18 protein-coding genes are annotated in these 17,336 nt (G+C 61.6%); 12 read left to right on the forward strand and 6 right to left on the reverse strand.

The window, feature by feature from the left end; genetic code table 11:
- Positions 1-53: 53 nt before the first annotated feature.
- The gene (locus QP909_RS09955; RefSeq protein WP_284767120.1) at positions 54-431 is read right to left on the reverse strand and encodes a DUF5318 family protein; all 378 of its coding nucleotides are present in this window, start codon (positions 429-431) and stop codon (positions 54-56) included.
- Positions 432-548: 117 nt separating this feature from the next.
- On the opposite strand from QP909_RS09955, the gene QP909_RS09960 reads away from it, so the two are divergent.
- From QP909_RS09960 to QP909_RS09985, 6 genes are all read left to right on the forward strand, one after another.
- Positions 549-1,637: an inositol-3-phosphate synthase gene (locus QP909_RS09960; protein ID WP_284767121.1), complete on the forward strand. Its 1,089-nt coding sequence runs from the start codon at positions 549-551 to the stop codon at positions 1,635-1,637.
- Positions 1,638-1,691: 54 nt separating this feature from the next.
- Complete coding sequence (locus QP909_RS09965; protein ID WP_239279020.1) at positions 1,692-2,192, forward strand: MarR family winged helix-turn-helix transcriptional regulator; 501 nt, start codon at positions 1,692-1,694, stop codon at positions 2,190-2,192.
- Positions 2,193-2,279: 87 nt separating this feature from the next.
- Positions 2,280-3,251, forward strand: a complete 972-nt coding sequence (locus QP909_RS09970; protein WP_284767122.1) for a universal stress protein — start codon at positions 2,280-2,282, stop codon at positions 3,249-3,251.
- A gap of 9 nt (positions 3,252-3,260) precedes the next feature.
- Positions 3,261-3,743, forward strand: a complete 483-nt coding sequence (locus QP909_RS09975) for a hypothetical protein (protein WP_284767123.1) — start codon at positions 3,261-3,263, stop codon at positions 3,741-3,743.
- Positions 3,744-3,760: 17 nt separating this feature from the next.
- Positions 3,761-5,620, forward strand: a complete 1,860-nt coding sequence (locus QP909_RS09980; RefSeq protein WP_284767124.1) for a chorismate-binding protein — start codon at positions 3,761-3,763, stop codon at positions 5,618-5,620.
- Positions 5,617-6,363: an aminotransferase class IV gene (locus tag QP909_RS09985; protein WP_284767125.1), complete on the forward strand. Its 747-nt coding sequence runs from the start codon at positions 5,617-5,619 to the stop codon at positions 6,361-6,363. The genes QP909_RS09980 and QP909_RS09985 overlap by 4 nt, the downstream gene beginning before the upstream one ends.
- Here QP909_RS09985 and trhO read toward each other — a convergent pair.
- Together trhO and QP909_RS09995 are read right to left on the reverse strand one after the other, a co-directional pair.
- Positions 6,360-7,295 carry an oxygen-dependent tRNA uridine(34) hydroxylase TrhO gene (gene trhO, locus QP909_RS09990; RefSeq protein WP_005326978.1) on the reverse strand — a complete coding sequence of 312 codons (936 nt, stop codon included), beginning with the start codon at positions 7,293-7,295 and terminating at the stop codon, positions 6,360-6,362. The two genes, QP909_RS09985 and trhO, sit on opposite strands and share 4 nt — an antisense overlap.
- 112 nt (positions 7,296-7,407) lie before the next feature.
- Entirely contained in the window at positions 7,408-8,904 is a 1,497-nt protein-coding gene (locus QP909_RS09995; RefSeq protein ID WP_284767127.1) for a DUF1846 domain-containing protein, read from the reverse strand.
- 127 nt (positions 8,905-9,031) lie between these two features.
- Here QP909_RS09995 and QP909_RS10000 point away from each other — a divergent pair, with 127 nt between their 5' ends.
- Both QP909_RS10000 and QP909_RS10005 read left to right on the forward strand, forming a co-directional pair.
- Positions 9,032-9,847, forward strand: coding sequence for an Fpg/Nei family DNA glycosylase (locus tag QP909_RS10000; RefSeq protein ID WP_284767128.1), 816 nt, complete (start codon positions 9,032-9,034; stop codon positions 9,845-9,847).
- 18 nt (positions 9,848-9,865) lie between these two features.
- Positions 9,866-11,443 (forward strand): bifunctional ADP-dependent NAD(P)H-hydrate dehydratase/NAD(P)H-hydrate epimerase, encoded by a 1,578-nt coding sequence (locus tag QP909_RS10005; protein WP_284767129.1) that lies wholly within the window; start codon positions 9,866-9,868, stop codon positions 11,441-11,443.
- Here the strand turns inward: QP909_RS10005 and QP909_RS10010 are convergent.
- Together QP909_RS10010 and QP909_RS10015 are read right to left on the reverse strand one after the other, a co-directional pair.
- A complete protein-coding gene (locus tag QP909_RS10010; protein WP_284767130.1) occupies positions 11,440-12,081 on the reverse strand; it encodes an ABC transporter ATP-binding protein in 642 nt (213 codons plus the stop codon). The genes QP909_RS10005 and QP909_RS10010 overlap by 4 nt on opposite strands.
- A 1-nt stretch (position 12,082) precedes the next feature.
- The gene (locus tag QP909_RS10015) at positions 12,083-13,066 is read right to left on the reverse strand and encodes an ABC transporter permease (protein ID WP_239279011.1); all 984 of its coding nucleotides are present in this window, start codon (positions 13,064-13,066) and stop codon (positions 12,083-12,085) included.
- A 153-nt stretch (positions 13,067-13,219) separates the two neighbouring features.
- On the opposite strand from QP909_RS10015, the gene QP909_RS10020 reads away from it, so the two are divergent.
- The 4 genes from QP909_RS10020 to QP909_RS10035 all read left to right on the forward strand — a co-directional run bounded on the left by QP909_RS10020 (position 13,220) and on the right by QP909_RS10035 (position 16,736).
- Positions 13,220-14,320 (forward strand): sensor histidine kinase, encoded by a 1,101-nt coding sequence (locus QP909_RS10020; protein ID WP_239279030.1) that lies wholly within the window; start codon positions 13,220-13,222, stop codon positions 14,318-14,320.
- Positions 14,313-14,930, forward strand: a complete 618-nt coding sequence (locus QP909_RS10025; protein ID WP_239279010.1) for a response regulator — start codon at positions 14,313-14,315, stop codon at positions 14,928-14,930. The genes QP909_RS10020 and QP909_RS10025 overlap by 8 nt, the downstream gene beginning before the upstream one ends.
- Positions 14,930-15,904 (forward strand): NAD(P)-binding domain-containing protein, encoded by a 975-nt coding sequence (locus QP909_RS10030; protein ID WP_284767131.1) that lies wholly within the window; start codon positions 14,930-14,932, stop codon positions 15,902-15,904. The genes QP909_RS10025 and QP909_RS10030 overlap by 1 nt, the downstream gene beginning before the upstream one ends.
- 82 nt (positions 15,905-15,986) lie before the next feature.
- A complete protein-coding gene (locus QP909_RS10035) occupies positions 15,987-16,736 on the forward strand; it encodes a Rossmann-like domain-containing protein (RefSeq protein ID WP_284767132.1) in 750 nt (249 codons plus the stop codon).
- On the opposite strand, the gene QP909_RS10040 is transcribed toward QP909_RS10035, so the two are convergent.
- Positions 16,733-17,323 (reverse strand): VanZ family protein, encoded by a 591-nt coding sequence (locus QP909_RS10040; RefSeq protein WP_284767134.1) that lies wholly within the window; start codon positions 17,321-17,323, stop codon positions 16,733-16,735. The two genes, QP909_RS10035 and QP909_RS10040, sit on opposite strands and share 4 nt — an antisense overlap.
- Between the last annotated feature and the right edge of the window lie 13 nt (positions 17,324-17,336).

Consider the following 17,336-nt stretch of genomic DNA (forward strand, 5'->3'; position numbering starts at 1 on the left):
CTGATCACAAACTAAATAATTGCAGCTTACTGCCTAAGGCGGTGCGCTGGAAACTAACACGCGTTAAATGCAGTAGCAGAACGCAACAAGTGGTTCCACCGGCACCGGCGGCATACTTCCACCTCGTGCACCGTAAACTCCAAGCCCTCGGCTACAAACTCCGCTATTTCTTTCTCACTGCGGGCGCTCCCGGCGCGGCGGCCGAGGTTCTCGCCATAGACCCAGCGCGTAAGCCGCAAAGGCTCGCCGCACACGGGGCATTCCTTATCCATGGTGCGCCCGTGGTGCTCAGCTGCGGCGCGCAGCAAAAAATCAGCATCGCACACGTCCTCCCGCCTGAGCTGCCCGGCGCGAAATTCGCGCAGGTGGTGGGCGCGCTCCCATTCATGGGAGAGCACGTGCTTATAGGCAACGGAATTCACCCGGATCATCCTAATTACCTCTTCTTGATCGATCCACATGGTGTTATGCCACCGTAGGGCATAATTTTCGGCTTACTCTTGCGCAGTCACTGACAGCCACAACTCATGGAGTTAAAGGAGTAGACCGTGTCCGAAAAAGTAAAGGTCGCCATCGTGGGCGTCGGCAACTGCGCCACGTCCCTCATTGAAGGCGTGGAGTTTTATCGCAACGCCGCGGCCGATGCAGATATTCCCGGTTTGATGCACGCCCAATTTGGCCCATACCACGTAGGCGATGTGGAATTCGTTGCCGCTTTCGACGTGGATGCGGACAAGGTGGGCAAGGATCTGGCGGAGGCTACGCGCAGCTCCCGCAATTGCACCATTTCCATAACTGACGTCCCTGAGCTTGGCGTTACCGTGCAGCGCGGTCCTACCCTGGACGGCCTCGGCCGGTACTACCAAGAATCCATCGCGGAATCGGAAGCCCCGCTTGCCGACGTCCCCGCCATACTCCGCCAGTCCGGCGCCGACGTCGTAGTCTCCTACCTGCCGGTGGGCTCTGAGGAAGCGGATAAGTTCTACGCCCAGGCGGCGATCGATGCCGGCTGCGCCTTTGTCAATGCCTTGCCGGTCTTTATTGCCTCTGATCCGGAGTGGGCGAAGAAGTTCGAAGACGCCGGGCTGCCCATCGTGGGCGATGATATTAAGTCCCAGGTGGGCGCGACCATTACCCACCGCGTGATGGCGAAGCTCTTTGAAGATCGCGGCGTGCGTTTGGAGCGCACCATGCAGCTCAATGTGGGCGGCAATATGGATTTTAAGAATATGCTCGAGCGCGAGCGCCTCGAATCCAAAAAGATCTCCAAGACGCAGGCCGTAACCTCTAACCTGCACAACTCGCCCATCGCCGGCAAGCGGGAGGACCGCAACGTCCACATCGGGCCTTCCGATTACGTGGAATGGCTCGATGATCGCAAATGGGCCTATGTCCGCTTAGAGGGCTCCGCCTTTGGCGAAGTACCGCTGAACTTGGAGTACAAGCTGGAGGTTTGGGACTCGCCTAACTCCGCCGGCATCATCATCGATGCCGTACGCGCCGCCAAGATTGCCCTCGACCGCGGGGTGGCGGGCCCGGTACTGGCTGCCTCGTCCTACCTGATGAAATCCCCGCCGGTACAAAAGGCCGATGACGTGGCGCGCGCCGAGCTAGAAGACTTTATTGCCGGAAACTAATTTTTTAACTTCCGAACTACCGCGCAGGGAAAACGGGCTATACAATCGTTTTCTATGACGCAGCAACATGAGGAGAAGGGCCCCGCTCAATCCCCGTCTACGTACGAGGATGCCGTCGAGGTCGCGCGTTCCATCCAGCCGTCGCTCAATAAGCTCATTCTTATTTTCCAGCGCACGGCGGAGGGCTCTTCATTGACCACCTCCCAGGTGTCCATCATGAACCAGCTGCGTATGCGCGGACCGTCCCGCGTTTCCACCATCGCGCAGGCAGAACTTATCCGCATGCCCACCGCCTCCAACGCGCTCTATCAGCTAGAGCGCCGCGGCTACGTGGAACGCCACCGCGATGAAGAGGACCGCCGCGGCGTCTTGGTAGCACTGACGCAACTAGGCGAATCCGAACTAGCCATAGTCTCGCAGCAGCGCGCCTCCGCCCTAGCAGAGATCATGCGGTGGCTCGAGCCGAAGGATTTGGAGACCGCCAACGAAGTAGCCACCGTTATCTCCAAGCTGGCTGATGTCTATCGCCCCACAATGAACGGCGAACAGCGCTAGTTTTGCCCGCGGTGATTTCATTTTTCTTGGCCTTAACGTGATAATTGAGGGAAACGAAAACCGTAATCTCTCACTAGTTCACTCCGTATGGCAACTGATTCTTCCGATGGGCATCTGCCGGCCTTGAGCAAGGGCTCGGCCGATAAACCCCTTCGCATTCTTATTTCTTGGAGCCCTTCTTCCTCCGGTACCGAGGCTCTAGATTGTGCCGCGTGGCTCTCCCGCACCGCAGAAATACAAGTACGCGTCATCTCTACCGTGTTCCAGCCGTGGACTACGACTTCCCTCAACAAACTCGGCGGAAAATATAAAAAATGGTTTAAAGCACAAAAGGAGGCCTGCGCGGCCGCTACCCATGCCGCCCTCGATGAAGCCGGCGTGCCGCGTAGCTGCTGGGATGAGAAACCCTCCCTATTGGTCGACGGCCCTTCGCGCCCCCATCTGCTGACGGAAATGGCCAAGAAGTTCGAGGCAGACCTCATCATTTTGGGGCCCAACCAGGCCGCACCGAAGGGCCGTTTCTTTGCTGGTTCTACGGCCGATACCTTGCTGCATTATTCTCCTCAGCCGTTGGGTTTGGTGCCCCGCAAGGTAAAACTGTCCAAGCACGGCGTCACCCGCTTTAACTTTGCCATTACTGAACGCAGCCCGCGCGAAGATCATGAGATGCTCGCCGCAGCGGAGCTCGCGAACCGCTGGAACCTGCCGCTGCGCCTGCTGGCCTTTTCGGCAAAGGGACTGCTCAATACGCCGTCCAAGGATAAGCACGATATGGCGCTCGAGCTGGTGGCGGAGTGGCTCGAGGATTCCCTCGCCATGCTGGACCGCGCCCGCGATTGCATTCAAGAAAAATTCCCCGAGCTGGATGTCACTTCTGAAATTGGTTCCGGCGCGGGCTGGGGCGGCGCGGTGGATTCGCTCAAGTGGAAAAAGGGCGATCTGATGCTCATGGCCTCCACCCCGCAGGGCCCCATCGCCCGCGTGTTCTTGGGATCTACCGCCACGGAGCTGCTGCCGCATATTCGGGTGCCTATCTTGGTCCACCCATCCTGCGGTTAGGATTGGGGCATGAGCCTGCGACCAGAGCATCCCGAAAACGATCTAACTTCCGATGCGGACTATGCCAATCTGCGCCGCCCGGAACCGCGGAGCTTTGATGAGCTGGCCGATGAGCCGGACCCTTTAGAGATTGCCGCTGCTAACCGCCGCTCCACCCGCCAGGCAGTCTGGTACATGATCGGCGTTCTTGTGCTCTCCGCGCTTTATGGTTTCGCAGTCGCGCTCGTCACTCGGCTCTCCGGCGGCCCCTTATGTGAGAATGGCACCGCCACGTGGCTCTGCACTGACGGGCAGCGCACCTTCTTTAGCCTGACCACCCCGATCATTCCCTTCTTCGGCATGATCGGCTGCGCCATCATCATGGTGCGCAAGCTGCACCGCTATCTGCGGTGGCGCAGTTGGATGGCCATTTTCTGGGTGATGGCCTGCAATTTCATGCTGTGGACTATTACCGATATCCAGCTGTTCCTCATGGACTCGGCCGCCGCATAGCAACTTTTCGCCTCCCTATGATCCTCCTGCTTGATAATTACGATTCTTATACCTTCAACCTTGCCCACCTCATCGCGGAGGTAGCAGGACGCGAACCACTCGTCGTCGCCGCCGGTGAAGCGGACGGGCTGGCCGAGCGCGTCCGTGCCGGCGAATTTTCGCACGTGGTGATTTCTCCTGGCCCGGGCACGCCGGAACGCGAGAAGGATTTCGGGGCTGCCCGGGGCATTATCGCCGCCGCAGCCACGGCCGAGATTCCGGTGCTGGGCGTATGCCTTGGCCACCAGGGGCTAGGTCTGCTGGCCGGCGCCCAGGTGTCGCGCGCGCCGCAGCCGCGCCACGGTTTTGTCTCTACCATCAGTCACTCGGGCGAAGGCATCTTTGCCGGAATCCCGCAAGACTTCGAGGTGGTGCGCTACCACTCCCTGCATATAGAGGAGGCCCCCGGCATTACCGTGCATGCCCGCAGCGAGGATGGCGTCATCCAAGCGCTGAAGGTCGATGGCTTGCCGCACTGGGGCGTGCAATTTCACCCGGAGTCGGTGCTTACCCAGCACGGCTGGGAGATTATGCGCAACTTTCTGGGCGGGTTCCGCTTGCTCCACCGCGAAGTCCCCGGCGCGGTGGATTGCCCACGGGTCTTCTCCGCCCTGCGCGCCGAGGGCAACGATGCCTTCTTCCTCGACTCCGCGGATCCCCGCGGGCGCTATTCCATCCTCGGCGATACCGCCGGCGCACTGAGTCGCTCTTTGCGCTACCGGCTTGGCGACGCCCCCGATATCCTCACCCTCCTCGACCGCGAGCTTGCCACCCGCATCATCGACGCACCGGACCTCCCGTTTACCGGCGGGGTAATCGGGTACCTGGGTTACGAATGCGCCCAGCTCACCCTGCCCATTGAGCTACGCCACCGCTCTCCTTACCCAGATGCCTACTTTGTGCGGCCGCAGTCCTTTATCGTCTACGACCACCACGCAGAAACCGCGCACCTGTGCTGCCTTGCCGGTGACGGCGCCGAGGAACTGCTAAAACGCCTGGAAGCCGCATTGGGTGCGGAGGAACCACGGCCCACGGGGGAGGACGGTGGGGCGTCGCTAAGCGCGGGCTCCTGGCGCAGCCCCGGCTACCTGGAGCGGATTAAACGCGCCCAAGAATTCCTGCACGCCGGCGAGAGTTACGAGGTCTGCCTGACCGATACCTACACGGCCGCGACCGAAGGCGAGCTCTATCCCCAACTGCGCTCGCACAATCCCGCACCCTATGCCGCACACCTCGTCTTCGACGGCGTGGAGGTCTGCAGCGCCTCGCCCGAGCGCTTCCTCACCGTGCGCGGCCGTGAGGTAGAGGCCAAGCCGATTAAGGGCACCATCTCGGCCGACCAGGATCCCGCACTGCTGACCACGGACCCGAAGACACGGGCCGAAAACCTCATGATCGTTGACCTACTGCGCAATGATCTCTCCCGGGTATGCGAGCCCGGTACCGTGCGCGTGCCGAAGTTGATGCAGGTAGAAAGCTATGCCACCGTCCATCAGTTGGTCTCCACCATTACCGGGCAGCTGCGCGCCAGTGCCACCGCAGTCGATGCCCTCCGCTCCACCTTTCCCCCCGGATCGATGACGGGCGCGCCGAAGCTGCGCACCTGCGAAATCATTGACCAACTCGAAACGGGACCGCGCGGCGTGTACTCCGGCGTGGTGGGCTACCTGGGGTTTGACGGTCAATCCGATCTCAGCGTGGTCATCCGCACGGCCGTGCGGGCGGCCGGTGAGGTCACCATCGGCGCCGGCGGGGCCATCGTCCTGGATTCGGATCCGGCCGCCGAGCTGGAGGAGCGCAACCTCAAGGCCCAATCCGTGTTGGGGGCGTGGCAATGAGCACCTACCTCTGGCACCAGGGCAGCTTCATTCCAAGCCAGACCCATCCCGGCCCCTTTGACGTTGCGGATTCTTGGCGGACGCTTGCCGACGCCCACTCCAACGCCCTCCCCCTGCACCTCCAGCGCTTCGAGTCGGTGGCCGGCCCACTGCCCGCTGGCTTCGTCCCCGCGATGCTGCAGCTTGTGGGCCCCGGCGATCTCTTCCCTCGCATCTCCCTAGCCGGCGGGCACCTGCGCCTCGATGTTCGCCCCGCACCCCCTGCGCGCCGAACCACCCGGCTGACCTATGTGCAAGCCCCCGACCCGCGCATGCAGCCTTTAGTCAAGGGCCCCGATTTCCCAGCGCTGGCACGCTACCGTACCGAGTATCAGGAAGACGGCACCGATGACACCGCCATCGTGGATTCCTCCGGTGCCATGGTGGAGACCACCACCGGCGCGCTCGTCGCCTGGGATGGGGAGACGCTTATCCTCCCCACCGGTCAGTCGCTGCCCAGCATTACGCTGCGCCAAGTTGCCCGGCGCGCTGCGGATCTAGGCATGCGAACCGAAACGCGCCCCATCACCCCCGAGCTCGCCGCCGAGTGCCCCCTGTGGTTCCTCAACTCGCTCCACGGTATTAGCCCGGTCAGTAAGCTACACGCCCCCACCGGCGTCATCCATCCGCCGAGCAGCCCGTATACCGTAGCGTGGCAGCACTGGTGGTGGGACTGCTTCCGCAAGGAAACGGCGCGCGACTAGCTCTCCTGCTTGGCTAGCTGCGCTGCTACTTCGGCGCAATCCGGCCGGCCGCAGTGCTGGGTTTCTACGTGCTGGATGCAGTCATCACAGATGAGTACCTGCTGGCGGCAGGTGTCTTCGTTGATGCAATTGTGGAAGGTATTCGTGCCCTTACCGCAGTGCACGCAGTGACCCAGTTGGATGAAGCCGGGGTCTTGGAGTCCTTGCCCAAACTCGTGGTGCATGCGCTTGTCAAAGACATACATGGAGCCTTCCCACAGGCCATCATTGCCGTACTTTTCGCCGTAGCGCACGATGCCACCATCGATCTGATAAACCTCTTTGAAGCCACGGTTCTTCATCAACGAGGACAGGATCTCACAGCGAATGCCACCGGTGCAGTAAGACACCACCGGCTTATCCTTCATCCAGTCATACTTGCCGGATTCGATTTCCTCGATGAAGTCATGCGTGGTTTTCACATCGGGCACAACGGCATTTTTAAACTTGCCAATCTCTGCCTCCATGGCGTTGCGGCCGTCAAAGAAAACGACCTCCTCGCCACGTTCTTCTACCAGCTTATTTACCTCTTCTGGCTTGAGGTGCACGCCGCCGCCAACGACGCCGTTTTCATCCACCTTCAGCTCGCCCGGCGCGCCAAAGGCCACGATTTCATCGCGCACCTTGACCGAAAGCCGCGGGAAGTCATCCGCGCCGCCTTCGGACCACTTGAACTGCATGCGCTTAAAGCCAGGGTATTCCTTGGTCTGGCGGACGTAGCGCTTGCAGGCTTCCATATCGCCGCCAACGGTGCCGTTGATGCCGTGCTCAGAAATGAGGATGCGCCCCTTGAGGCCCAGGGACTCGCACAGGGTGCGCTGCCACAGCATGATAGCGGTGGGATCTTCGATGGGGGTAAAGCAGTAATACAGGAGAACTTTGCCAATAGTCACGCCCCAATCTTAGGCCTGCAGCTGCGCAGATCCCCAATCTTGTAGCTCTCCCTTATAAGACTGCGGCCCCTCCAGCACAAGCTGAAAGGGCCGAATCTTGAGCATGCGGAAGTTAGCGCTTTTGGTACAGCGCCTTCTTGCGGGCGAAGACGGGATCAGAGGTCACGAGCACGCCCAGGTTGCGGAAGATTCCCTCATCCACAGAACCCAGGATGGTGGTGGTGTGGACGTCGCAACCAGCAAGTTCCTTGATCTGCTCCAGCGCCTTGCGAGCATTGTCATCCTTCGCCGCAGACACGGACAAAGCGATCAACACCTCGTCGGTATGCAGGCGTGGATTCTTGGAACCCAGGTGCTTGGTCTTGAGCGTTTGAATCGGCTCGATGGACTCGGGCGACAGCAGGTGGATATCGTCATCGATGCCCGCCAGGTGCTTCAGCGCATTGAGCAGCATCGCCGCCGAGCATCCCAACAGGGGCGAGGTGCGGCCGGTGATCATGGTGCCGTCGTGCAGCTGCATAGCAGAGGCAGGCTCGCCGGTTTCTTCCGCGCGCTGGCGCGCAGGTGCTACCACGGGCCGATCTTCTACCTTGATGCCGGCCTTAGCCATGATGACGGCGGCGCGCTCGGATTGCTCGGTGCCCAAGCCCGCACGCGCCTCTTCCACCTGCGCCTTGAAGTAACGGCGGATGATTTCTTGTTGGGCGGCGGCGCGGCACACGGCGTCATCAGTAATGCAGAAGCCGGCCATGTTCACGCCCATGTCCGTCGGGGACTGGTATGGAGTGGTGCCGGTGAGCTTTTCCAAAAGCGTGCGCAGCAGCGGGAATGCTTCCACATCGCGGTTGTAGTTCACGGTGGATTCGCCGTGGGCGGACAGGTGGAAGTGGTCAATAATATTGGAATCATTAAGGTCCACCGTGGCCGCCTCATAGGCCAAGTTCACGGGGTGTTCCAGGGGGAGATTCCAGATAGGGAAGGTTTCAAACTTGGCGTAGCCGGCATTATTGCCGCGCTGGTGTTCGTGGTAGACCTGCGAGAGCGCGGTGGCCAGCTTGCCGGAGCCGGGGCCCGGCGCGGTAACCACGACGAGGTCGCGGGAGGTTTCCGCAAACTCATTGCGGCCAAAACCCTCTTCGGACACGATGAGGTCCGTATTGGTGGGGTAACCAGGGATAACGCGGTGGCGCGCCACCTTGAGACCGAGGCGCTCGACCTTGTCGATGAAGGCCTCCGCCTGGGAGTTGCCTTCCTCCAGCTGGGTCATGACGATGTTTTCTACCAAGAATCCGCGGCTGCGGAATACGTCCACCAGGCGCAGCAGGTCATCTTCATAAAGGATGCCCAGGTCCGCGCGCACCTTCTGACGGGAGATATCCTTCGCGTTGATGCAGATGAGGATCTCAACGTCCTCTTTGATGCGCTCCAGCATCGCGATTTTATTGTCCGGGGTGAAGCCGGGCAATACGCGGGAGGCGTGCATATCGTCAAAAAGCTTGCCACCCATCTCTAGGTAGAGTTTGCCGCCGATTTCCTCGCGGCGGGCGTGGATGTGCTTCGACTGCAGCTCAATGTATTTCTCGCGGTCAAAGCCGATTTTTTGCGTCATGATTTGAAAGCCTTCCCCTGAGTTAAATCATTCCGCATTTCGAGTTTACGCTATTGTCACCCCGCAAATAAGTGAGCTGGTTAGCGCCCGGTTTGGCCGAAAATTCTTCCCGATTAGACTGGATTCCATGCCTGAAGGTCACGTCATCCACCGCCTAGCTAATAAATTCAACGCCGATTTTCGCGGCATGCCGCTGCGCGTGACCAGTCCGCAGGGCCGCTTCGCGGCGGAGGCGGAGCTTCTCGATGGCGAGCGCATCGAGCTGGCAGAGACCTACGGCAAGCACCTTTTCGTGCACTTTAGCGCCCAGGATCCGCGCCATATCCTCTATATTCACTTAGGCCTGATTGGCAAGCTGCGCTTCGAGCCCCGCGAGGAAGCCGGCGGACAGATCCGGGTGCGCATTGATAATGGCGCCGAGGCCGCTAACCTGCGCGGGCCGCAGTTTTGCCGCCTGCTCACTGAAGAGGAGTACCGCGCACAGCTAGCCAAGGTAGGCCAAGACCCGCTGCGCGCGGATGCCGACGTGGAGGCGCTCTGGGCCAAAGTGCATAAATCGCGCCGCAGCATCGGCTCCCTCATGATGGATCAGCACCTTTATGCCGGCGTGGGCAATATCTACCGGGCGGAGACCCTCTTTCGCCACGGCCTCTCCCCTTTCCTGCCGGGCCGGGACGTTTCCCGTGAAACCTTTGACGCCACGTGGGCGGACTTGGTGGTTCTCATGGAATACGGGGTGGAACACGGCCGCATCGATACCGTGCGGCCCGAGCACTCCCCCGAGGCCATGGGCCGCGAACCGCGCAAAGATGACCACGGTGGCGAGGTCTACGTCTACCGCCGCGCCGGCCTTCCTTGCTATATCTGCGGCACCCCGGTGGCAGAAAAGATCATGGAAGGGCGCAACCTATTTTGGTGCCCGACCTGCCAACCGGCACCTTAAAGGCCTATCCTGGCGGGCATGCGACATGCCTATAGCGTTGCCGCCGTCCGCGCGGCAGAGCGTTCCCTTCTAGCCCAGCAGAACTTTGACGATGAGCTCATGCGCTTAGCCGCACGAGGCGTGGCGGCCACTGCCGCGAGCATGCTCGGCTCTTTTCGGCGCGTAACTATCCTTGCCGGGCCAGGCGGCAACGGCGGCGATGGCCTCTATGCTGGTGCTTTCCTGACAGAAGAGGGCTACTCAGTGGAGGCCATTCTCGCAGCGGATAGCGCCCACGAACCCGCGCTAGAGGCATTTGCCGCGGCCGGCGGAACCATTGCGCACGGTCTAGGAAACGCCGATCTGCTTATCGACGCCATCGCCGGCCTCGCCTCCACACGCGGCCTTTCCGGTGCCCCACTGAGGGCCTATACCGAGGCCAAGGAGCGTGGGGTGCCGGTATTAGCGGTGGACATTCCTTCGGGCATTAACGCCGATACCGGCATGGCCGCAGCCGATGCCGTAGACGCAGACGTGACTATTAGCTTTGGCTGGGCCCGTGCCGGACATATCTTTGCCCCGGAATGCGGTGCGGTGGTGCTCTGCGATCTGCTCCTGCCCGGCGCCCCTCGCTCCTTTGCAGAAGAGCTTTCCGCTACCGCGGAGCCGGTGGGCTATATCGCCAATGAACCCACTATTCCCCTGCCCTACCAGTGGCCGACTGAGCCAGTGCTTTCGGGAGAACAAGGCCTGGTCACCGCCCCGAAGCCGGTGGGCTGCACGGGACCAATCCTGGATCCGACTCCGGGAGCGAAAAGCACCAAGTACACCGGCGGAGTGACCGCAGTATGTGCTGGCAGCAGTGCTTTTCCCGGCGCGGGCATCCTCGCCGCCACGGGCGCGGTGCGCGCCACGCCGTCCATGGTTCGCGTCGTAGGCAATGACTCCGTGGTCACGAGCCTGCCGGAGGTAGTGCCTCATGCCAGTGCCCAAGAAAAGGTCCACGCCCAAGCCTGGGTCGTAGGTCCAGGGCGCGGCACCGGACCGGAGGCGGCCGCGGAATTGCGCGCCGTGCTAGAACGCGGGCTGCCCACCATTATCGACGCCGATGCGCTGACCGTGCTCTCGACCGACGGCGATCTACGCGAACTCGTGCGCGATCATCCCTGCGCCGTCCTGACCCCGCATGCCGGGGAGTTTGAGCGGCTCTACGCGGCAACTCTCGGCCGCGAACTTGATCTTTCGGAAGGCCTCGGGGTGCGCCTGCGGGAGCTTTCCGATGCACTCGACTGCTTCATCCTGCACAAGGGGCGGATCACCACCGTCACGGCCCCAGGCCAGAAAATTTATGGCATGAACGCTGGGCACTCCTACGCGGCCACCGCCGGTTCTGGTGACGTACTCTCTGGCATCCTCGGAGCCACGCTCGCGCAACTGGATGCCGCCGAGGCGGATTCGGAGGCGATCATTATGGAAATCCTGCACGCCGCGGCCATCCACCAACACGCGGCGGCCATTGCCGCCCACACCCCGGACGGCTTTGGCCTTTGCTCCGCCTCCCAGATTGCCGCGGCCGTGCCGCAGGCAATCGCACGGCTACTCCTCATGCAGCGCTAGCTGAGCGCAGTGACCTTCTCCTGCTCGGAGACATGGCCGTCCTTGACCTCAACCACGCGGTCAGCGAAGTTCAGCAGGGAGCGGTCGTGGGTCACCAGCACGGTGGCGGTGTTCATCTCCTGGGTGACATCGCGCAAGAGGCGGATGATCTCCTGCGAAAGGTGGGAATCAAGCGCAGAGGTAGGCTCATCCGCCAAGAGCAGGTCCGGCTGCTCCATGAGCGCTCGAGCGATATTGACCCGCTGGCGCTGGCCACCGGACAACTGGCCCATGCGGCGATTGCCCATCCCGGCCAGGCCTACAAACTCCAATAACTCATCGGCGCGCTGTGGGCGCAGCTTGCGGCCAGCAATATGGTCCATGATCACCAATTGGTCGCGCACATTGAGCGAGGACAGCAGGTTGGCCTGCTGAAAAATGATGGAGCGGGTACCGTCCACGTGCACGGACCCGGAGTCTGGGGTGATGAGGCCAGCGGCTACGGACAGCAGCGTGGACTTGCCGGACCCTGACTCACCCACGATGGCGGTAAGGGTAGTGGATTCGGCGATGAGGGAGGCGTCGGCAAGCGCGGTGGTCGTGGCCTCACCGTCCTGGTAGGTCACGGTGGCGTTGCGGATATCAAGAATGGTGGACATATTAAGCATTTCCTCCAAGGGCATCGAGTGGGTTGGCTTTAGCTACGCGGCGGGTAGCAATAAGGGCGCCGGCCATGCCGAGGGCCCAGATGCCAACCGCGGGAACGGCGATGGTGCGCAGGGAAACATCGAAGGGCACGGTGCCGGAGGCAAGCGCGCCGAGCACCCAACCAACGACGGCGCCCACAATGGTGCCGGCAGCCAAGATGATGGCGGCCTGTGCCAGGGCATCGCGCAAGAGGTAGCGCACGGTGGCGCCGAGCGCGCGCAGGATGGACAGGTCGCGGGTGCGCTGGATGGTCCACACGGTCAAGAAAGCGACGGTGACCAGTGCGGAGATGCCGTACAAGAAGCCCTGCATGGTAAGCAGCGAGCCGCGCTCAGACTGATAGGCCGCCAAGCCGGAGAAGGACGTGGACACCTTCACGGAGCCTGGAACCTCTTGTTTATATAGCGCTGCCGTACCTATCACGCCCTGTGGAGCGTGGCTGATGCGCTGCCAAGTTTCGGTAGACGCCCATACCACCTCGGAGTGGGAGTACATGGTCTCTGGGACGGTGCCCTCCACCGAAAAGTCGGCGCCGCCTAGGGTGACGGTATCGGCCGCGTCGATGGACTCTGGCAGGAGCACTCCCTGCTCCGGGATGGTCTTATCGCTACCCGGAACCTGAGTGCCGGCCGGCAGGCTGAGGACGGCAACGCCGCCGTGCCCCTCCAGCTTGGTCTGGGCAGCGCCTAGAGGAATGCCATCGCTGGCGATATCGCCAGCGTGCATCTCGGACTCGCTGAAGGAGGGCTCCTCGGTGGAGAAGGAAATATACGGGTACTCCTCTTCCAGGGACTCCAACGCGGAAGTATTCTGCTTGGACAGGCCCTCCGTCAGGCCGGAGAGCATCACGAGCAGAAGGGTAATGAGCGCAACCGTGCCGCCGATGAGCGCGAAGCGGCCGCGCGCTGTGGTGATTTCTCTGATTGCTAGGAACATAGTTCTATATTCGCTTTATGCAGGTCAGAAGTAATCGGCCAGCTCGCTGAACCTCGAGTCAACCAAGTGGTTGATTCACGGTCCACCCGTGCGCGGATATCCTGGGTGGTTGTGTTTAAAGGACAAAAACTATGGGTCTATGGCCTCCACGCCATGTTCGCGTTTCTGCTGGTATTCGGCGTGGCGCGCGCCTATGTGGACGGCCGGCTCGATGCCCGGGTGATCGGCTTAGCCATCGCCCTCGCCGTGGTCTACTCCGCACAACGTTGGCTGCCCACATGGCTATGGCTAGGTGGGCTATGCGTGCTGTGGCTGGGCCTGATGGTCCATGCGCAAGATTTCATGTGGCTGGAATTCCCGCTCATTTTTGTCTTTCTGCGTGCTTTGCCCACCGTGCCTGGGTTGGTTTCCATCGCCGTGCTGTGGGCGGCGGCCGCCTTCATTCCCGCCTGGCTACACCCCGAGGGCTGGTCCATCGCTGCGGCCGTGGGCCCGCTTATCGGCACCGCCTTTGCGGCAACGGTCTTTTTCATCCAGCGACGCCTGCAGGCAGAAGCGGCGCACCACAGGGACATCGCCAAGCAGCTGCGCGAAACCCAAGCCGAGCTGGCCGCCAGCGAGCACCAAGCCGGCCGGCTAGAGGAGCGCGAGCGCCTCTCCCGGGAGATCCATGACACCGTCGCGCAAGGCCTTAGCTCCATCTTGCTGCTCTCCCGCGCGGCCCGTGGCACCGATGATCCCCGCACCAAAGAAGAGCAGCTGGCGGTCATCGAGGATGTCGCGAGCGAGAATCTGGCCGAGGCCCGCCGCTTCGTCCGTGAGCTTGCCGGCCCCGATGAACGGCTGGAAACCCAGCTCACCTCCCTGCTGTCCCAGATGCGCAGCCGTGTGAAAGCCTTGGGGGAAGAGACCACCTTTGAGCTGGTGGTTTCCGGCAGCGGCAAGGTGCCCGAACACATCAAAGAGGTCATCGTGCGCGCAGCCCAAGAGGGCCTGAATAACGTCATCAAACACGCCCACGCCTCGCGCGCGGTGGTTACGCTCGGCCTTTTCGAGGATGCGGTGACCTTGGACGTCGTTGATAATGGACGCGGACTATCCGCCTCCCCTCGCCCCAGTGGCAGGGATCATGGTTTCGGGCTTACCGGCCTCCGCGGCCGCGTGGAAGCTGTGGGCGGCACCATGAACCTGGAATCCGGCGAGGGCACCGCCCTGGCCGTCCGTATCCCGCTGAAGGAGAAAAGCAATGGTTAATGTCATGCTGATTGATGATCACCCAGTGGTCCGCGCCGGCCTGCGTGCCATCCTCAATACCTTCTCCGATGTCGAGGTAGTCATGGAAGGCTCTACCGGCGCGGATGTGGATAAGCTCTTTACTGACAACGCCCCGCAGGTAGATGCCGTGGTCTGCGATATCCAGATGCCCGGCATGGATGGCATCGCGGCCACCAAGCGCGTGGTGGAGGCCGGCGGCCCACCGGTGCTCATCCTGACCACCTATGACACGCAGGCCGATATCCTTGCCGCCGTGGAGGCCGGCGCGATGGGCTATCTACTCAAGGATTCCCCGGAGCAGGCGCTGCACGAGGCCGTGCTCAATACCGCCGCGCACCGCCGCACCTTGGCGCCGGAGGTGGTAGATCTCCTGGCCCAGCGAGTGGGCCGGCCGCAAGAATCGCTCTCCACCCGCGAGCTAGAAATTCTTCGGGCGCTTTCCAGCGGTTCCTCCAATAAGGAGCTGGCCAAGCAGCTCTTCATCTCTGAGGCCACGGTCAAGACCCACCTCATCCATATCTTCCAGAAGTTGGGCGTGGAAACTCGCACCGCCGCGGTGACCGTGGCGCGGGAAAGGAAGCTCATTTAATGCTGGACTGCATAGTCATTGGCGCCGGTCAGGCGGGTCTTGCGGTGGGCTATTACCTGCGTAAGAAGGGGCTGGATTTTGTCATTCTGGACGCTGAACCCGGCCCCGGTGCGGCCTGGCGTCACGCCTGGCCTTCGCTGACGCTCTTTAGCAATTCCGCCTCTTCTAACCTGCCGGGGTGGCCCATGCCCCACCACGAGGGCTTTCCGCCGGCCAGCCACGTTATCGACTATTTTGCGCGCTACGAGCAGCGCTATGAACTGCCCATTCGCCGGCCGGTCAGAGTGGATGAGGTGACCCATGATGGCGCATGCTTCCACGTCTTTGCCGGTACAGAGCATTTGACCGCGCGCACGGTCGTGGCGGCCACGGGCACGTGGTCCGCGCCCTTTATCCCCTACTACCCCGGCGATTTTGGCGGACAGCAATGGCATTCAGCTTTCTACCCAGGCCCAGAGGACTTTGTCGGATCCACCGTCGCGGTCGTGGGTGCGGCCAATTCCGGCGCCCAAATCGCGGCCGAGCTCCTGCTCTCTGGCGTGGAGACCACCTGGTATACCCGCAGCTCCCCGCGGTGGATGCCCGATGATGTTGACGGCCGGGTGCTCTTCCAGCGCAATCGCGCCCGCCTCAACGCCATGCTGCGTGGCGAGCCAGACCCCGGCGCGGATTCCAACCTAGGCGATATTGTGATGGTTCCACCGGTCCTACGCGCGCGGGATTCAGGCCTTTTGCAGGCCACTCCCATGTTTTCTTCGCTTGAAGAAGTCGCCGCAGACCACCTCATATGGTGCACCGGTTTCCGGCCTGCCCTCCGGCCCATCCGCGGGCTCCTTGATGGCACCTCCCCCACCGTCGACGGCCTCTTCCTCGTGGGTTACGGCACATGGACCGGCCCCGGCTCCGCAACCATTACCGGGGTAAGCCCCTTTGCCAGGCAGACCGCGCACGATGTGGCGAATATATGTGACTAAAGCTATAGGTTAGTCCCAGCAGATTCGACTACACTGCCTTCACGCAGAGAGTGCGACACAATGTGGGAAAGCTGGTTTATACATGTCTGCCTGGGATCTCTACGATGACCTCATCGATGCCATTCCCCGTGACATAGTGGTCTCCCGCGCCGCCCAAGGCCCGCGGTGGACCCGGGTATACACCGAGAGTCCTAGCTGCGGCATGGCCATGACCATGTCTGCCACCTCTCGCCCGGCCCAGATGCGCGCCGAGTATTCCGGGGTTCCCCTACGCGCCATCGCACAGCTGGCCAAGAGCTGGAATTTCTCGGAGGCTTCCTTCGGCATGGCCGCGCTAAATTCCTATTACGCCACGCCCTCCGTGGCAGATTCACATGGCTTCACGCTTGCCGACGCCCCCTGGCCCCACATCTTCGATCCCTTCCGCAACGCCGTCGCTGGGAAGAAGGTCGCGGTCATTGGCCACTTCCCTTTTGCGCCCAAGGCACTCAACCAGGCTGCGGATTTTTATATGTTGGAGCGCTCGCTCAATGAGGGCGACTATCCCGATTCCGCCGCCGAATACATCCTGCCCGAGTGCGATTATGTTTTTATTACCGGCTCTGCCTTTGTCAATAAGACTGCTCCCCGCCTGCTCGAGCTCTCCCGCGAGTCCTTCAATGTCGTCCTAGGCCCATCAACTCCCTTAGCCCCGGTACTGCTGGAAGACTACGGCGTATCGCAGGTCAGCGGCATGGTTCCGTCCAATCCCGCAGGGATGTTTGAGGGCCTAGAGAAGGGTGATTCCCTCGATATGTTCAACTTCGGACACCGAGTCACCCTAGGGCGCTAAACAATCACCCCAGCCAAGATTACGGCAGCGAGAGCACCCAGGCCCGCCGCCGCAGTCCAGCCGATAAAGCGCACAGCTCGCAGCTGCGCCTTAAAACTGCTCCGGCTTAGCAGGAACGCACCCAGGGATGCGCCGAGGGTATTGAAGACCAAGTCGTCTACGTCGCTAAATCCCAGCGAGAATACGTATTGGGTAATTTCAATACCTAGGCTGAGCGCCATTGCCAGAAGGATGGTTCCACCGCGGCCAAAGCGGATGCGCCGCGAATTGTGCCCCATTACTACCAAGCACGCACCGAGCGGCATAAACAGCGCGATATTACCAAAGGTATTGGTCCAGGGACCCCACCACGGATGAGGGTTATTAAACCCATTAAACATCTGCAAATCTAGACTGCGGCGTGCGTGCGCAGACGCATCAACCACACCGGGGATATCTATGAAGGGCTTGCCCACCGTAGCTACTGCAATAGCCACCATGACAACCACGCAGGCTACGGCTGCACTGCGCCACAGCGTGCGCTTAGCAGGCATGCCACGCGCACCAATCTGGCGCGAGGCGCGGGCGGGCATCGTGGTCATCGTCATGTTGTTCAAGCTA

The organism is Corynebacterium sp. MSK195, from assembly GCF_030228885.1.
Lineage (GTDB): Bacteria > Actinomycetota > Actinomycetes > Mycobacteriales > Mycobacteriaceae > Corynebacterium.

Bases quoted from the DNA above. Each gene is read 5' to 3' on its own strand.
- QP909_RS09955 (WP_284767120.1), bottom strand. From the start codon at position 431: ATGATCCGGGTGAATTCCGTTGCCTATAAGCACGTGCTCTCCCATGAA.
- QP909_RS09965 (WP_239279020.1), top strand. From the start codon at position 1,692: ATGACGCAGCAACATGAGGAGAAGGGCCCCGCTCAATCCCCGTCTACG.
- QP909_RS09970 (WP_284767122.1), top strand. From the start codon at position 2,280: ATGGCAACTGATTCTTCCGATGGGCATCTGCCGGCCTTGAGCAAGGGC.
- QP909_RS09975 (WP_284767123.1), top strand. From the start codon at position 3,261: ATGAGCCTGCGACCAGAGCATCCCGAAAACGATCTAACTTCCGATGCG.
- QP909_RS09980 (WP_284767124.1), top strand. From the start codon at position 3,761: ATGATCCTCCTGCTTGATAATTACGATTCTTATACCTTCAACCTTGCC.
- QP909_RS09985 (WP_284767125.1), top strand. From the start codon at position 5,617: ATGAGCACCTACCTCTGGCACCAGGGCAGCTTCATTCCAAGCCAGACC.
- QP909_RS09995 (WP_284767127.1), bottom strand. From the start codon at position 8,904: ATGACGCAAAAAATCGGCTTTGACCGCGAGAAATACATTGAGCTGCAG.
- QP909_RS10000 (WP_284767128.1), top strand. From the start codon at position 9,032: ATGCCTGAAGGTCACGTCATCCACCGCCTAGCTAATAAATTCAACGCC.
- QP909_RS10005 (WP_284767129.1), top strand. From the start codon at position 9,866: ATGCGACATGCCTATAGCGTTGCCGCCGTCCGCGCGGCAGAGCGTTCC.
- QP909_RS10010 (WP_284767130.1), bottom strand. From the start codon at position 12,081: ATGTCCACCATTCTTGATATCCGCAACGCCACCGTGACCTACCAGGAC.
- QP909_RS10015 (WP_239279011.1), bottom strand. From the start codon at position 13,066: ATGTTCCTAGCAATCAGAGAAATCACCACAGCGCGCGGCCGCTTCGCG.
- QP909_RS10020 (WP_239279030.1), top strand. From the start codon at position 13,220: ATGTTCGCGTTTCTGCTGGTATTCGGCGTGGCGCGCGCCTATGTGGAC.
- QP909_RS10025 (WP_239279010.1), top strand. From the start codon at position 14,313: ATGGTTAATGTCATGCTGATTGATGATCACCCAGTGGTCCGCGCCGGC.
- QP909_RS10030 (WP_284767131.1), top strand. From the start codon at position 14,930: ATGCTGGACTGCATAGTCATTGGCGCCGGTCAGGCGGGTCTTGCGGTG.
- QP909_RS10035 (WP_284767132.1), top strand. From the start codon at position 15,987: ATGTCTGCCTGGGATCTCTACGATGACCTCATCGATGCCATTCCCCGT.
- QP909_RS10040 (WP_284767134.1), bottom strand. From the start codon at position 17,323: ATGACGATGACCACGATGCCCGCCCGCGCCTCGCGCCAGATTGGTGCG.